The 15,660-nt window shown below is 62.7% G+C and carries 14 protein-coding genes, 1 tRNA gene and 1 pseudogene; 12 read left to right on the plus strand and 4 right to left on the minus strand.

What is annotated here, in order from left to right; all coding sequences use genetic code 11:
- Positions 1–71: 71 nt before the first annotated feature.
- The gene (gene thiL / locus AC0L27_RS19570; RefSeq protein WP_354210759.1) at positions 72–1,070 is read left to right on the plus strand and encodes a thiamine-phosphate kinase; all 999 of its coding nucleotides are present in this window, start codon (positions 72–74) and stop codon (positions 1,068–1,070) included.
- Between the two features lie 237 nt (positions 1,071–1,307).
- On the plus strand, positions 1,308–3,428 hold the full coding sequence (locus AC0L27_RS19575; RefSeq protein ID WP_354210760.1) for a sodium-translocating pyrophosphatase: 2,121 nt from the start codon (positions 1,308–1,310) through the stop codon (positions 3,426–3,428).
- Positions 3,429–3,602: 174 nt separating this feature from the next.
- Here the strand turns inward: AC0L27_RS19575 and AC0L27_RS19580 are convergent, their stop codons facing one another.
- On the minus strand, positions 3,603–4,604 hold the full coding sequence (locus AC0L27_RS19580) for a Bug family tripartite tricarboxylate transporter substrate binding protein (RefSeq protein ID WP_354210761.1): 1,002 nt from the start codon (positions 4,602–4,604) through the stop codon (positions 3,603–3,605).
- An 85-nt stretch (positions 4,605–4,689) separates the two neighbouring features.
- Positions 4,690–5,175 (minus strand): outer membrane protein assembly factor BamE, encoded by a 486-nt coding sequence (locus AC0L27_RS19585; protein WP_354210762.1) that lies wholly within the window; start codon positions 5,173–5,175, stop codon positions 4,690–4,692.
- Between the two features lie 98 nt (positions 5,176–5,273).
- Between AC0L27_RS19585 and AC0L27_RS19590 the strand changes: the two genes are divergently transcribed.
- The 7 genes from AC0L27_RS19590 to AC0L27_RS19620 all read left to right on the plus strand — a co-directional run bounded on the left by AC0L27_RS19590 (position 5,274) and on the right by AC0L27_RS19620 (position 9,990).
- A complete protein-coding gene (locus AC0L27_RS19590) occupies positions 5,274–5,825 on the plus strand; it encodes a ubiquinol-cytochrome C chaperone family protein (RefSeq protein ID WP_473320059.1) in 552 nt (183 codons plus the stop codon).
- Positions 5,822–6,385, plus strand: coding sequence for a YceD family protein (locus AC0L27_RS19595; protein ID WP_354210764.1), 564 nt, complete (start codon positions 5,822–5,824; stop codon positions 6,383–6,385). The genes AC0L27_RS19590 and AC0L27_RS19595 overlap by 4 nt, the downstream gene beginning before the upstream one ends.
- A 298-nt stretch (positions 6,386–6,683) precedes the next feature.
- Entirely contained in the window at positions 6,684–7,745 is a 1,062-nt protein-coding gene (gene plsX / locus AC0L27_RS19600; protein ID WP_354058912.1) for a phosphate acyltransferase PlsX, read from the plus strand.
- Positions 7,742–8,722 (plus strand): beta-ketoacyl-ACP synthase III, encoded by a 981-nt coding sequence (locus AC0L27_RS19605; RefSeq protein ID WP_473320062.1) that lies wholly within the window; start codon positions 7,742–7,744, stop codon positions 8,720–8,722. The genes plsX and AC0L27_RS19605 overlap by 4 nt, the downstream gene beginning before the upstream one ends.
- Positions 8,723–8,855: 133 nt before the next feature.
- On the plus strand, positions 8,856–9,197 hold the full coding sequence (locus AC0L27_RS19610) for an integration host factor subunit alpha (RefSeq protein WP_018456841.1): 342 nt from the start codon (positions 8,856–8,858) through the stop codon (positions 9,195–9,197).
- A 26-nt stretch (positions 9,198–9,223) separates the two neighbouring features.
- On the plus strand, positions 9,224–9,802 hold the full coding sequence (locus AC0L27_RS19615; protein WP_354058913.1) for a MerR family transcriptional regulator: 579 nt from the start codon (positions 9,224–9,226) through the stop codon (positions 9,800–9,802).
- 110 nt (positions 9,803–9,912) lie between these two features.
- A tRNA-Pro gene (locus AC0L27_RS19620) sits at positions 9,913–9,990 on the plus strand.
- Between the two features lie 248 nt (positions 9,991–10,238).
- Here AC0L27_RS19620 and AC0L27_RS19625 read toward each other — a convergent pair.
- Positions 10,239–10,415: a hypothetical protein gene (locus AC0L27_RS19625; protein ID WP_354209940.1), complete on the minus strand. Its 177-nt coding sequence runs from the start codon at positions 10,413–10,415 to the stop codon at positions 10,239–10,241.
- A 372-nt stretch (positions 10,416–10,787) separates the two neighbouring features.
- Between AC0L27_RS19625 and AC0L27_RS19630 the strand changes: the two genes are divergently transcribed.
- Both AC0L27_RS19630 and AC0L27_RS19635 read left to right on the plus strand, forming a co-directional pair.
- The gene (locus AC0L27_RS19630; protein ID WP_354255475.1) at positions 10,788–11,795 is read left to right on the plus strand and encodes a hypothetical protein; all 1,008 of its coding nucleotides are present in this window, start codon (positions 10,788–10,790) and stop codon (positions 11,793–11,795) included.
- Positions 11,796–11,877: 82 nt separating this feature from the next.
- The gene (locus AC0L27_RS19635; protein WP_354255472.1) at positions 11,878–14,349 is read left to right on the plus strand and encodes a hypothetical protein; all 2,472 of its coding nucleotides are present in this window, start codon (positions 11,878–11,880) and stop codon (positions 14,347–14,349) included.
- A 149-nt stretch (positions 14,350–14,498) separates the two neighbouring features.
- Here the strand turns inward: AC0L27_RS19635 and AC0L27_RS19640 are convergent, their stop codons facing one another.
- On the minus strand, positions 14,499–15,359 hold the full coding sequence (locus AC0L27_RS19640; protein WP_473320065.1) for a TetR/AcrR family transcriptional regulator: 861 nt from the start codon (positions 15,357–15,359) through the stop codon (positions 14,499–14,501).
- 205 nt (positions 15,360–15,564) lie between these two features.
- Here AC0L27_RS19640 and AC0L27_RS19645 point away from each other — a divergent pair.
- Positions 15,565–15,633: pseudogene (locus AC0L27_RS19645) on the plus strand (hypothetical protein); the annotation flags it as partial.
- Positions 15,634–15,660: the final 27 nt, after the last annotated feature.

Here is a 15,660-nt window from a genome sequence, read left to right on the forward strand (position 1 = left end):
GCGAGCGTCTCTGGAATACTGGATCGCCCGGTCAAGCCGGGCGATGACAGCGGAGTGTGTGGCTGACGCTGATGGCAAACCCACACGATTCCTCCGCCGAAGACTCCCTCATCGCGCGCTATTTCAAGCCGCTGGCGACTGATCCCGGCGCGTTGGGGCTGGTGGACGATGCCGCCATCCTGCAGGCACTCGGCAGCGACATCGTCGTCACCACCGACGCGGTGGTCGAGGGTGTGCATTATTTTGCCACCGATCCCCCCGACACCATCGCGCGCAAGGCGCTGCGGGTGAACCTGTCCGATCTCGCTGCCAAGGGGGCCGTGCCAGCCGGGTTCGTGCTGACACTGGCGCTGCGCAGCCAGGAAGACGCCTGGCTCAGGCCGTTCGCGGACGCGCTCGGCGAGGATGCGAAAACCTTCGCCTGTCCGCTGCTCGGCGGCGATACGGTGTCGACGCCGGGGCCGCAGATGATCTCGATCACCGCCTTTGGCCGCGTACCGCAGGGGCGGATGGTCGGCCGCACCGGCGCCAAGCCGGGCGACCGTATCCTGGTCACCGGGACGATCGGTGACGCCGCGCTTGGCCTCGATGTGCTCACGGGCGGCGCGGTGGCGAATGCGCTGGCCTCCGATCCGCACGCGCGCGAGACGCTGATCTCGCGCTATCGCGTGCCGCAGCCGCGCAATGTTCTCGCGCAGGCCGTGCGTGACCATGCGACGGCTGCGATGGATGTCTCCGACGGGCTTGCCGGAGATCTGACCAAGCTCTGTGCGGCATCAGACGTCTCGGCCACGATCGACGTGATGAGCGTGCCGCTCTCGGCCGCTGCGGCCGGCCTGATCGCGGGCAACGTCGTTTCCGTTGAAACGTTGTTTGCCGGGGGTGACGATTACGAGGTGCTGTGCACCGTTCCGCCGGCGCAAAGCGACGCGCTGATTGCCTTGGGGCGGGCGGCAGGCCTTGCCGTCACGGCCATCGGCACGATCGTCGCGGGCCATGAGCGGCCGCGCTTCCTGGACGGGCAGGGCCAGGAGCTGGTCTTGAAGCGGCTCTCCTACAGCCACTTCTAGGAATTGCTCCAAACCGGCGTCGGGACTCCCAGACCAGCCTAAATACCTGCCGACATCGGCCTTTTCGGCCTCATCTGGCGTTGCACCCTCAATTTGATTTTGGCAAGGTCGTGACCGACTAGGGCCGCGCCTTCGGGCAAGGAGCGGCCTTGTTCAAAATCAAGGCGCCGCACCGCACGACGGAAAAACAAAAGGCGCCGGGGGTACGTTCATCAAGGATCTGAGGCAAAAAATCACATGACAGCATTATGGTTGATTGTGCTCTGCGGAGTGCTTTCCGTCGTCTACGCGATCTGGGCGACCTCTTCGGTTTTGAGCGCGGATGCGGGCTCTCCGCGCATGCAGGAAATCGCGGCAGCGGTGCGCGAAGGCGCACAGGCCTACCTGCGGCGTCAATACACCACGATCGGGATGGTCGGCCTCGTCATCTTCGTGCTGCTTGCCTATTTCCTGGGGCTCTATGTCGCGATCGGTTTTGCCATTGGCGCGATCCTGTCGGGGGCGGCCGGCTTCATCGGCATGAACGTCTCGGTCCGCGCCAATGTGCGCACCGCCCAGGCGGCCACGACGTCGCTCGCGGGTGGTCTCGAGCTTGCCTTCAAGGCGGGCGCCATCACCGGCATGCTGGTGGCGGGTCTCGCGCTGCTCGGCGTGACCCTCTATTTCGGCTTCCTGGTTCATTCGTTGAAGCTTGCGCCTGACAGCCGCGTCGTCATCGACGCCATGGTGGCGCTCGGCTTCGGCGCCTCGCTGATCTCGATCTTCGCCCGTCTCGGCGGCGGCATCTTCACCAAGGGTGCGGACGTCGGCGGCGACCTCGTCGGCAAGGTCGAGGCCGGCATTCCCGAGGACGATCCGCGCAACCCGGCCACGATCGCCGACAACGTGGGCGACAATGTCGGCGACTGCGCCGGCATGGCCGCCGACCTGTTCGAAACCTATGCGGTGACCGCGGTCGCCACCATGGTCCTGGCGGCGATCTTCTTCGCCAAGACGCCGATCCTCGCCGACATGATGACGTTGCCGCTCGCCATCGGCGGCATCTGCATCATCACCTCGATCATCGGCACCTTCTTCGTGAAGCTCGGGCCGAGCCAGTCGATCATGGGCGCGCTCTACAAGGGCCTGATCGCAACCGGCATCCTGTCGCTGGTCGGCATCGCCGGCGTGATCTATTACCTGATCGGGTTCGGCAAGCTCGCCGGCGTCGACTATACCGGCATGGCGCTGTTCGAGTGCGGCGTGGTCGGCCTCGCCGTCACCGCGCTGATCATCTGGATCACCGAGTACTACACCGGCACCGACTATCGTCCGGTGAAGTCGATCGCCCAGGCCTCGGTGACCGGCCACGGCACCAACGTCATCCAGGGCCTCGCCGTCTCGATGGAATCGACCGCGCTGCCCGCGATCGTCATCATCGCTGGCATCCTGGTCACCTACAGCCTCGCCGGCCTGTTCGGCATCGCGATCGCGACCGCCACGATGCTTGCGCTCGCCGGCATGGTCGTCGCGCTCGACGCGTTCGGCCCAGTGACCGACAACGCGGGCGGCATTGCCGAGATGGCGGGCCTGCCGAAGGAGGTTCGCAAGTCGACCGACGCGCTCGATGCGGTCGGCAACACCACCAAGGCGGTGACCAAGGGCTACGCGATCGGCTCCGCCGGTCTCGGCGCCCTGGTGCTGTTCGCGGCCTACAACGAGGATCTCAAGTTCTTCATCGCGGACTCCGCGCACCACGCCTACTTCGCCGGCGTCAAACCGGACTTCTCGCTCAACAACCCCTACGTCGTGGTGGGCCTGTTGTTCGGCGGTCTCTTGCCGTATCTGTTCGGCGCGATGGGCATGACCGCCGTGGGCCGCGCGGCGAGCGCGATCGTCGAGGAGGTCCGCCGACAATTCCGCGAGAAGCCGGGGATCATGCAAGGCACCGACAAGCCGGATTACGGCAAGGCGGTCGACCTTTTGACCAAGGCGGCGATCAAGGAAATGATCATCCCCTCGCTGCTTCCGGTGCTGTCACCGATCTTCGTCTACTTCGTGATCTATGCGATCGCGGGGGGCGGGGCGGCCGGCAAGTCGGCGGCGTTCTCGGCCGTGGGCGCGATGCTGCTCGGCGTGATCGTGACGGGCCTGTTCGTCGCGATCTCCATGACCTCGGGCGGCGGCGCCTGGGACAACGCCAAGAAGTACATCGAGGACGGTCACTTCGGCGGCAAGGGCAGTGACGCCCACAAGGCGGCCGTGACCGGCGACACCGTCGGCGATCCCTACAAGGACACGGCAGGTCCCGCGGTGAACCCGATGATCAAGATCACGAACATCGTGGCGCTGCTGCTGCTGGCGATCCTCGCCCACTGAGGAGCGTCGGCGAGAAACACAAAACCCCGCGGCGAAAGCCGCGGGGTTTTTGTTTGATGGGTTGGACGCCCTCACCACGTCATTGCGAGGAGCTCTCGCGACGAAGCAATCCAGGGTCGTTCCACTGAGGAATTCTGGATTGCTTCGCCGCGCTCGCGATGACGGAAGTAGCGCCTACTGCACGTCCATCTGCAGCCCTTCCTTCTGGATGATGCCGGCGAACTTCTTCGTCTCGGCGTCCACGAAGGCGGCAAACTGGTCGGGCGTGCCGTAGTCGGCACGGGCGCCCATGGCCACGATGTTCTTCTTGATGTCGTCGCGCTCGAGCATCGCCTTCACTTGAAGGTTGAGCGCTTCGAGAACGGCGGGCTGCACACCCTTCGGCAGGAAAACCGAGAACCACGACGAGACGTCGAAAGCCGCAAGCTCGGGCGCGCTCTCGCGCATGGTCGGCAGGTTCGGTGCAAGGTCGCTGCGCTCGGTCGTGGTGACGCAGAGGCCGGTGAGGGTGCCGTTCTGCACCTGCGGCAGGCTCGGATAGAGGTTGTCGAACAGGATCTGGATGTCGCCGGCGAGCGCCGCCTGGAGCGCGGGACCGGCGCCGCGGAACGGGATATGCGTCATCTTCAGCCCGGTGAGCTGCAGGAACCAGGCGCCGGTGAGGTGAGGGCTCTGGCCGACGCCGGAGGAGGCATAGCTGAGCTTGTCCGGATTGGCCTTGAGATACGCGACCAGCTCGGCGATCGACTTGATGCCGGTCTTGGGATGCGCCGAGACGATGTTCGGGATCCGGATCATGTTGGAGACCGGCTGGAGCTGGTCCGGCTTGTAGGTGAGGTTCTTGAAGATGCTGTAGGCGATCGCGTTCGGGCCGGGATTGCCGATTAGGATGGTGTGACCGTCCGGCTTGGCGCGGACCACCTCGGCGGTGCCGATCGTGCCGCCGCCGCCGGAGCGGTTTTCCACCACGGCCGATTGGCCCCAGGCGGTCTGCAGATGCGCGGCCAGAAGCCGCCCCATTACGTCGGTCGAACCGCCGGCGGCTGCCGGCACGACGAGGCGGACGTTTTCGGTGGGCTTCCAGTCCGCCAGGCTCGATCGCGGCAGGATCGCTGCGGCCGAGATGGCGGCAGCGCCGGTGAGCACGCGACGGCGGGACAGCAATTTATTGGGCACGAATCCACTCCCTGCATCTTGTTTTGCAGGAGCGTATGGAAGCGGATGCGCAACGGCAAGCCGCACGAAGCCGCAGGCTGAAGGCTCAGTTAAAGCTGAGCAGCTTGAAGATCGGCGTGAGGTAGCTCATCTCCTGGCCCGACGTCGGAGTGGTCCGGCTGATGAAGTCGAAGATCTTGCCGTCCTGGAGGCCGTAATTCGCAAGCCGGCGCACGCGTCGGTTCTTGTCGAAATAGACCGCGATGACGCGCTGGTCGACCACCCTCTGGTTCATGAAGGCGACCATGCGCTCGGAGCGCTGCGAGATGTAATAGAACACCTCGCCGTCGAGGGTTGCGACCGTGGAGGGGGTGCCCATCACGATCAGCACTTGGTCCTGGCTCGCACCGATCGGGATCTGCTCGAGCGCGTTGGGCGGCAGGATATAGCCCTTCTGGAACTGCTCGCCGGTGCAGCCCGCAAGCGCAGCGCCAACCAGGGCCGCAGCCGCGAACAGGCGCAAGCCGCGCCAACGTGCATGAAGGCCGCGCCGCTTGTTTGCACGCAGGCTGGTCTGGTTCGTTATCGTCATAGCGGAACTGATTCCGTCCCCTTGCGTCGCGCGAGGCGCTGAAGTACCGGGCGGAGGCTCTGAATGCAACACGCGCGCGCCCGCTTGCGGAAACCACAATGCTTTGGCCGTTCAATCACTTCAGGAAACCCCGCCTCGCCTCGCCGGGCACCATTGAAGCCATCTATGGCATGATCGTGACGCAGGCGCGAGAACCCATATTTTACCGCGACTTGGGCGTGCCGGATACCGTTAACGGGCGTTTCGATCTGTTGCTGCTGCACCTGTGGCTGCTGCTGCGCCGTCTGCGCACGGTTCAGGGCGCCACCGAGCTGTCGCAGGCGCTGTTCGACCGCTTCTGCGAGGACATGGACGACAATCTGCGCGAGATGGGGATAGGCGACCAGACCGTGCCGAAGCGGATGCGGGCCTTCGGCGAGGCGTTTTACGGCCGGGTCCAGGCTTACGATCAGGCCATGGAAAGCGGCGGCGAGGCGCTGGCATCGGCAATCTGCAAGAATATCTTGAATGGGGCCGGCATGGACCAGGCGCAGCGGCTCGCGGCCTATGCCAGGGCTGCCGAGGCCGACCTCGGCCGGACCGGCGAGGCCGCACTGCTGGGTGCGTCCTTCAAGTTTCCCCCAGCGCTCCCTGAGGATGTCACGCCATGAGCCGACCGATACCAGCATCCGGGCCCGATCCCTGGCGGGTGCCCGTCATCGTTGCACAGATCCCGGACACCGGCCTGCATCGCAAGCTCGAGGCCTCGGCCGCCGAGCGGCAAGCCATGGCCGAGACGGCAGGTTTGCGGGAGGTTGTCTCGGTCCAGGCCGATTTCGATGTCGTGCCGAAAAGCGGCGACCGGATCCAGGTCACGGGGCACGTCCGCGCACGGATCGGCCAGACCTGTGTGGTCACGCTTGACCCCATGGAGAGCGAGATCGACGAGGAGGTGGACCTGATATTTGCCCCCGAGGCCGAGGTCCGCCGCCTGGCCGACCTGATGGAGGAGGGCAAGGACGATCAGGAGCAGGTCGCCGACCCGCCGGAGGCGATCGTCAATGGGATCATCGACCTCGGCCGGCTCGCCACCGACGCTCTGTTCCTGGCGGTCGATCCCTATCCGCGGAAGCCGGGGGTGGTGTTTGAGCCCGAGGTCATCGCCCCCGATCCGGAGGACCATCCCTTTGCGGTCTTGAAGGCACTCCAGGAGAGGAAGAAGGACAAATAGGTGCTGTCTTCCCCGGAGGACCGCTTTGCTACGGGGCGTGAGGTGTTTGCGATGATGGTTTGAAGGGTCAAATTATCTATTTGATTTTCATGTATTTCTTGTGAATTAGTCCGTCCGCAGCCCGATGTTCCCGAATGCAAAAGGCTGGGGGCAAGAGGTTGTTTCGGGGTAGCAAAACGCTATTGTCGCGCCCCGGTCCGGGTGCGGAGTGGCGCTTGACCGACCGCCATGTTCGTGGCGAACCCATTTGCGGCCCCGCTCGTTCAAGACCGCACCAGACCAGGTTTCCAGGACTTTTATGCCAAGCAAGGTTCGCATCGCGCTTGACGCCATGGGGGGCGACGCCGGCGCCGCCGTGGTCATTCCAGGCGCCGCCATCTCGCTCCAGAGGCATCGCGAGATCGAATTCCTGCTGATCGGGGACCGCGCCAAGATTGAGCCCGAACTCGACCGCCACCCCGCGCTGAAGGCCGCGTCGAAGATCATCCATACCGATGTCGCGGTCAGCGGCGAGGAAAAGCCGAGCCAGGCGCTGCGACGCGGCCGCAGGACCTCCTCCATGTGGCTTGCCATCGATGCGGTGAAAAAGGGCGAGGCGGATGTTGCGGTGTCCGCCGGGAATACCGGCGCGCTGATGGCGATGTCGCGCTTCCACCTGCGCACGCTGCCGGGCATCGACCGTCCCGCGATCGCTGGCATGTGGCCGACCAGGCGCGGCGATTCCGTCGTTCTCGACCTCGGCGCCAGCATCGGCGGCGATACGCACCATCTGGTGTCGCTCGCCATCATGGGCGCAGCGATGGCCAGCGTGTTGTTCAACAAGACGCGTCCCACAGTCGGCCTGCTCAATATCGGGGTCGAGGAGATCAAGGGGCACGAGGAGATTCGCGAGGCCGGCGAAATCCTGCGCGCCAGGAACCTGCCCGAGCTCGACTATGTCGGCTTCGTCGAGGGCGACGGCATCGGCAAGGGGGTCGCGGACGTCATCGTGACCGAAGGCTACGCCGGCAACATCGCTTTGAAGGCCGCGGAGGGAACCGCGCGGCAGATGGCGGAATTGCTCCGCAACGAGATGAAGCGGGGCTGGCTGTCAAAGCTCGGCTATCTCTTTGCGCGCAACGCCTTCCAGGCCCTGCGCAACAAGATGGATCCGAACAAATCCAACGGCGGCGTGTTGCTGGGGTTGAACGGGATCGTGGTCAAGAGCCATGGCGGAATCAGCTCCGAAGGCTTTGCCTATGCGATCGATGTTGGCTATGAGATGGTCAAATTCGATCTCCTCAACAAGATCAATCAGATGCTCAACCGCGAAGGTGGTGCACTCAATTCCGTGCAGGCCGCGCAGGAGGCTGTTTCGTGACTCAAATTCGTTCGGTCGTGCTGGGCTGCGGCTCTTATTTGCCGGAGCAGGTGGTGACCAACGCCCAATTGGCGGCGCGCATTGACACGTCCGACGAGTGGATCGTGCAGCGCACCGGCATTCGCGAGCGGCATATCGCAGCCGAGGGCGAGTTCACCTCGCATCTGGCGCTCAAGGCGGCGCAGGCTGCGCTCGCCGATGCCGGCGTGGACGCGCAGTCGATCGACCTGATCGTGCTCGCGACCTCGACGCCCGACAACACCTTCCCCGCAAGCGCGGTCGCCGTGCAGCACGGGCTCGGCATCACCCATGGCGCGGCCTTCGACCTTCAGGCGGTGTGCTCGGGCTTCGTGTTCGGGCTTGCCACCGCCGATAATTTCCTGCGCACGGGTGCCTTCAAGCGCGCGCTGGTGATCGGGGCGGAAACCTTCTCGCGCATCCTCGACTGGACCGACCGTGGCACCTGCGTGCTGTTCGGCGACGGCGCCGGCGCGGTGGTGCTGGAGGCGCAGGAGCAGCCGGGCAATGCCGCGACCGACCGCGGGATCGTGACCACGCATCTGCGCTCCGACGGCCGCCACAAGGCGAAGCTGTTCGTCGACGGCGGCCCGTCCTCGACCCAGACTGTCGGCCATCTGCGCATGGAGGGCCGCGAGGTCTTCAAGCACGCGGTCGGCATGATCACCGACGTGATCGTCGATGCCTTCGAGGCGACCGGGCTCAATGCCGACAGCATCGACTGGTTCGTGCCGCACCAGGCCAATAAGCGAATCATCGACGCGTCCGCGCACAAGCTCCATATCGCGCCGGAGAAGGTGGTGCTGACGGTGGACCTTCACGGCAACACGTCGGCGGCCTCGATCCCGCTGGCGCTGTCGGTGGCGCGCAAGGACGGCCGCATCAAGCGTGGCGACCTGGTTCTGCTCGAGGCCATGGGCGGCGGCTTCACCTGGGGCTCCGCGCTGGTGCGCTGGTAAGCCACAGTCGATAAAATTTTGCCCGAATCAGAGCGGATTATCGATGCGCCTGCATTGATGAGCGCTGTTGACCGCCGTATCGTAAGCTCATAATTTCAGACAACAATTGTTCGCCGTGATGTGGGGCAGGGCGATGACCGATCAAAGTAAAACCGTAACGCGTGTCGATCTGTGCGAAGCCGTCTACCAGAAGGTGGGGCTGTCGCGGACGGAATCGTCCGCCTTCGTGGAACTCGTGCTGAAGGAGATCACCGATTGCCTTGAGAAAGGCGAGACGGTGAAGCTGTCCTCGTTCGGCTCCTTCATGGTCCGCAAGAAGGGTCAGCGCATCGGTCGCAATCCCAAGACCGGCACCGAGGTGCCGATCTCGCCGCGCCGGGTCATGGTGTTCAAGCCGTCGGCGATCCTGAAGCAGCGCATCAACGCCCAGCACCGCACCAATGGCGACGCCAGCAAGGCGCAACCCGAGGCGTAATCCGCCTCCGGATAAGGATTTGGCATTTGGACAAGGCGCCGGATGCGTTCCGAACCATCAGCGAAGTAGCGCAGGAACTCGACATTCCGCAGCACGTGCTGCGGTTCTGGGAGACGCGTTTCTCCCAGATCAAGCCGATGAAGCGCAGCGGCGGCCGCCGCTATTACCGCCCCGACGACGTCGACCTGCTCAAGGGCATCCGCCGTCTGCTCTACGGGGAGGGCTACACCATCCGCGGGGTGCAGCGGATCCTCAAGGAACACGGCGTCAAATCGGTGCAGGGCCTCGCCGACGGTGCGGCCGCGGTCTCGTTCGGCGCCATCGAGGACGCCGTCGGCGCCAGCCTGATGGAGCCCGAGGAGGAGACCGGCGTCCGCGGCGCCCGCGACAGCGACGATGACGACTACCAGGGCGAGGAGGAGGAGGGCATCGACTTCCGCTTCTCCGAGACCGACGACGAGGAAATCCTCACCACCTTCCGCAAGGGCGGCACCCCCGCCGCGGCCGCCGGCCCCAGCGCCATCGACCGGGAGCGCCTAGGACGGGTGCTCGCCGAGCTCATCGCCTGCCGCGAAATGCTGGATCAGGCGCTGAAGGACGCCTGACGCCGGATCTCCTCGGCTTTGGGGCAGTTCCAGTGCCTTTCGATGGCGACACCAAAATGGTGTCACCTCGCCTTGCGCAAACCGGCGATCCTAGCTAATGGAACGACGTTCGGAGCGTGGCGCAGCCCGGTTAGCGCACTAGTCTGGGAGACTAGGGGTCGGAGGTTCAAATCCTCTCGCTCCGACCATTTTTTTCAAAGCATCTATCGGGTGGATTGAGGGGCGGCGCGGAGCCAGCTGCCGCCGGTGACGCATGCGCCACGATCGGCAGCGGGGGCTGCTGCGGTGGCTGGTCAACCAAAATGCCGAAAACAACCCCATGCACAGTAGCGAAGTCATTGGCGGGGTGATGTTTTTCCGAAGCGGTTTGACGTGTCGGGCAAAACAGGGGTAGGATGTCTTCGTGGCGGCCTGTGGAGCTGGTAGAGCGGCTAGCTCAAATTCCCACCACTGTCCGCTTCGTCCGCACCATCCTCTCCGCGAGCATCTCGATCGGGTTCAGCACCGTGTTGTGCGCGACCGCCTCGATTGCGCTGACGCACATGGAGGCTGCGAGTCTCGGATCGAGCTTGCGCATCTCCTTGCGGCGGCTTCCGATATTGGTGCGCCCCACCTCACCTCAAGATTGGCGTGCCTCCACAGCATCTATCTGTTGAAAGATTCTACAGTAGAGCTTAGAGTTCTCGCTTAAGTTGTGGAATTTATTTTTATCTTTCGACGTTAGGATGTTGATGCGTATCTCGAATCTCAAATTGCTCTCGATCGTTTTTGATGCGCAGGAAGCGCGAAGCGACCGTCAGCGAAGGGCGGCGCATTATCGACTGCGAAAATCCAAAAGGCTCGCTGTTCAACGTTAGCCCGCGGCACGTTATGGATGTAAGCGATACTTGCCGGGCAAATCCGCCCACTGGGACGTGCTCAGAGAAGCACTTTTAGGCGTCCGCTTACTCGATTGATTTTAACTCGCACGCTCGTGGTTCGATGCATGACGAAAGATGCTGCCGTTACAAGAAAGTGGAGCAAGGCCCCCACGGTCCAACAAGCGCGTGGCACAATCGGCGAGGCTGAAGCGCCGGTCCCTGGCTTTCCGATCAAGTATATCTGGCATACCGGACCCTGGTACGACATCTTCGATCTACAGATACAGAAGCTTCGACGGGACATCCTTCGGGCAAAGGCCGAAGACAAGCTTGTTGTCTATCTGAGCTGCCCCATCAGTTCGCGTGGCGGCGGTTATTCGACCACAAACGTTGACGTCGCGCGGCACGTCGAGCGTGTGTTGCTGGAGAGGTGGGGCGAGGGGTTCTGGATACTCAATCCGGCGCAGTACCAGCTTGAGTCGAAGGCCGGCACCGGTTTGATGAACGAGCATGCTGATACGCTCGGAATCGATCTCAATCAGCTCATCAGCACCGCCGGCAGGCCGTTCGGCGGAGATTATATGCGTATGTGGACGACGGTGCTGGTCGAGAACGATACCAAGATCGGTCACCGCGATGTCGACAAGACCCTGGTCAATACGGGCCAGCATTTCGACGCCTTCTATTTCATTGGGCCGCGCGACGTACAATCGTTCTTCCTCAAGGAAGGCGAGACCCTGACAGATGGCATTCAGGCCTACTTCGCGCGCAAGTTCGCTTTCGATCCGGACTTCCGGGAGGAATACAGTGACCCGAATCCGTCTTGGGAGCGTTTGGGACCGCGGACCTCTGTCAACGACGCGCAATACCAATTACGCGACGGCTGGAGCACCAAGCGTCTCGATTTCTTCCGATTTTACAGCCTGAAAGCGGGTGTGAACTTCAGCCTCGGCTCGCACGATGAATGGCTGATCTTTCGCGCGCTCAACGCGGCGCGGCGCGACAGGACCAAGCATCCCGAAAAATTCATGATCGACGGCGATGTCGGGGACCAAATTGCGGGCTTCTTCGATGGCGGCCAGATCGATCCGGCTTCGACCGAAATGTCGGTCGCACGTGGCTACTCTCGTTAAACTTCGCCGGCCCGTGCCGGAGGCCAGTTTGATCAATCCGCGGTCGCGGCTCGCGGCCAATGAAAGATGTGGGAGGGGGCTCATGGATCATCTAGGACAATACGAATTCAGTGCGCTTTCGATAAAGGATCTGATCGAGGCAAGAGACCTTTATCATTTCCATCTCATGAGCAAGGACAACGTCGTCGGCACGGCTGTCGGCTCCTACCTTATCAGGGACACCGATCCGAAGGATGGCTCACCACCGCCCGACGAAAGCAAGGTGGTGCCCCGAACTCTCTTTCAATCGCACGTCCGCTCCTATTCATGGCCCTGCGTTCTGGTCTTCGTTCGCGAATGGTTTAGCGAGAGCGACTTTGGACCAAAAGGGAAAGCCAAGCCCTGGCAGGTCGTGCCTAAGACTTTGTTCTTGCCGGATGGACGTGCCGTACCAGTTTGCACCGTACTGGCGCAGCCTGTGGCCGCATCGCAAAAGGAGGGTCGGGTGGCGGTGCCGCGGCCAACCGAGACGTTCGGCGGAGGCTTGGCGTTGCATGTGGAGGTGCAGGGTGAGGAGCGCTTCGGAACGGCCGGGTGTCTCGTCACTGACGGACACCTGACCTATGCACTGACGGCGCGACATGTCTGCGGCGCGCCCGGAACCGAGCTTTCCGCGGAACTGCGTCAAGGCCAACAGCCGATCGGAGTTAGCGCTGAAAATCAACTGACACGACAGTTGTTCTCGGAAGTGTACCCGGCTTTTCCAATGCGCCAGACCTGGCTAGGGATCGACGCGGGGCTGGTTAAGCTCGAACGCCTTGGGGATTGGACCCCCAACATCTACGGTCTGCCTCCGATTCGGCCGATGCTCGACTTGTATGAGCAGAACCTGTCGTTGAAGATCATCGACAGCGACGTCGTGGCCATCGGCGCCGCCTCGGGGCTGGTGCGTGGCAAAGTCAAGGCGTTGTTCTATCGCTACCGCTCGACCGGCGGCTTCGATTATGTGAGCGATTTCCTGATCAGCCCGGAGGCCGGCGAATTGGGCCCCCGCCATGGCGATAGCGGAATGCTTTGGCAGATCGCAGACCGGCCCGAGGACGAGAAAGACATGCGGCCACCTGAGGCGCGTCCGTTGCGTCCGCTCGCCATCGAATGGGGTGCGCAGGTGTTCGCCAATGGAAACGTCAGATCCAGTTTTTCGGTGGCCTCCGCTCTGAGCACGGTGTGTCGCCTGATGGGCGTCGACCTCGTTGTCCCCGGAGACGACAGTGTTTCCGGTACATGGGGCGCCTTTGGACACTACAGCATCGGCCGGCTCGCCGTAGGTCTGGTCAAAGACGCCAAGCTCAAGCGACTGCTCGAAGCGAACATCGACGCGATCAGCGTTGGTCTCAAGGCGCTTGGCGACAAGGACGCGATCAAGGAGGGCACACTGATCGAATCAGGTTTCGTGCCGCTCGCTGACGTGGCCGATATCGTTTGGAAGAAGTTTCCCGAAGGTCACACCACACAGGCCGGCAAGGAGAACGGGGTCAAGGGCGGACGAGACGTCGCGCAAGCAGGGTTTCGCTCGACCGGCCCGGAGCATCCGCAGCATCATTGCGACGCGGACGGAGCGTTCGCCAACTACAGGACGCTGCGCGAGGCTTGCCTAAAGAATTCTGCATTGCTGTCCACGTCGGCGTGGATTGCCTATTACGAGGGTCGTGGCAAGCGCTCCAAACCCGACTACAAGAGTGGGGTTCTGCCGTTCCGGGTTTGGCAGTATTTCGAAGCGATGCGCGGCTATGCCGCTACGGACCTCGATGCATTTGTTGCAGCGGCAGGCACATTGGCACATTACGTCGGCGACGCGTCGCAGCCGCTACATTGCACGAGTATGCATGACGGTGATGAAGACCGCCTTGTTGACGGACGCATTAGCAAAGCACGTAGCCGTGGCAAGAACACCCCTGTCACATCCTATTGGGGCGAAGGGGTGCACAGTTCATACGAGACCCAGATGATCGGTTACGCCGCCGCAAAAGGCGAACTCTTGCCGGAGATTACCAAGAATTTTGGCGACGATCACGGGCTGGCGCTTGTCACAAGTGGCAAGGATGCGGCCATGGCACTAGTCCAGCTCATGGAGGACGTGGCCGATACCCTGCCGCCGGTCGAGCTCATCAGGATATTTGAGCAAAAGGGTGGTTTCGAGAACGGCACGAATGCGTTTAAGGCCGAATTTTGGAAAGCCACGCGAGACAAGACCGGCAAGGTGATGGCGTTAGGAGCCCGGTATCTGGCAATGATCTGGGATGCGGCCTGGGTGGCAGGCAACGGCCAATCTAACAGGGCATCCGACCTGGTTGAACGAGACAAAGAAGCTATGAAGGCGCTGTACGAGGATACGGATTTTGTACCCTCGTTGACAATTGACCAGATCGGCACCGCGCTTAATGCAGTAGGGAGTTTTTCTGCCAACCAAAAGCCCAATATGATCAAAAACGCAGCAAAAAAAGCTCCGAAGAAATCGGCCAAGAAGACCGCGAAGAAGACGCGCGCCTCGCGACCACGCGGGACCGATGATTGACTTTCTTGTACGAGCGCTGTTGAGGCGGAACTTCATATGCGCAGGGGCAGCGTCGGAGTGCCGCGCCCGATGTCGTGCGCGACGTTTGGTCAACCGTGCCGCCAGCACGCATGTTTGCGTTCGCCTCGAGATCAATCTCCTTCGCCGGATCAATAGTCGCTCAAATACCCCACCACCATCCTAGTCGTCTCGTCCACCAGCGTCCGCACCATCTTCTCCGAGAGCATCTCGGCCTGGTTCAGCACCGTGTTGTGCGCGACCGCTTCGATCGCGCTGACGCAGATGAAGGTGGCCAAGCCAAGGTCGATCTTGCGGATCTCCTTGCGGCGGCTTTCGAGATAGGCGCGCACGAGGGTGTGGACTTCGCGGTTGAAGGCTTCGACGTCCTTGAGCTGGCCGGTGCGGGGGATCTGCTCGGCGAGGACCCGATGTAGTTTCGGGTTGATGCGGTGGGCTTCGATCGTGACGGTGACGAGCTTGCGCACGGCTTTCTCGATCGGCAGGTCGGCGACTTCCGCGAGCGCGACGCGGACCAGGCCCATGATCTGCTCGTTGTGACGGTCGATCACGGCGGCAACGAGCGCCTCCTTGCTGGGAAAATATTGATAGAGCGAGCCGACGCTGACGCCGGCGATTTCAGCGATGCGGTTGGTGCTGGCTTTCTCAAAGCCTTCCTTGACGAGAATGCGAGCAGTTGCCTCGACAAGTGCGTCGACGGTAGCGCGGGAACGCTCCTGCGAGGCGTTTTTCCGGGGGCTTGTGGGCGGTTTGCGGGCCACGGCCTTGTGATCTGAATGCGAGTAGGAAAAGCGAGTGAATGCTCGCATTATAGCGGCAAATGGCGGCGGGTCGGCAAGCCTCTTTGTCGCCGTGTCGAAAGAGCCAGATGGGGACGTGGCCATGAGCGTTGCAAGACTTGTGTCGGCCTTGCAGTTCTGTCCGGGCGGCTGCGTTTTCGGTACGCCGGCCCGGCGCGATCCCGCACCAAGCTTGCAAAGCCGTGCCTTCAACCTGCTGCTGCGGCAGCTTCCGTATAAGGAGCAGCTCGCTTCGGCTGAAGCGGTGCGGGCGCATGTGCAGAAGCTCGCGTTGCAGCCGGCCTCGTTTGAGCCGACGGGGCTCGGGCGCGGCGTCGAGGCGACGCTGACCAAGATGGGAGGATGGCCGGTCTATTACACGGCGCCGTCATCGGGTCATGAGGGCTGCAACTACGTCATGTTCCTGCATGGTGGCGGCTACATCAACGAGATCGTGACGGCGCATTGGCGCTTCGTTGGCCAGATGACGCGTGGGGCGCGCGTGTGCTGCGTC

Source organism: Bradyrhizobium sp. Ken51 (genome assembly GCF_055807435.1).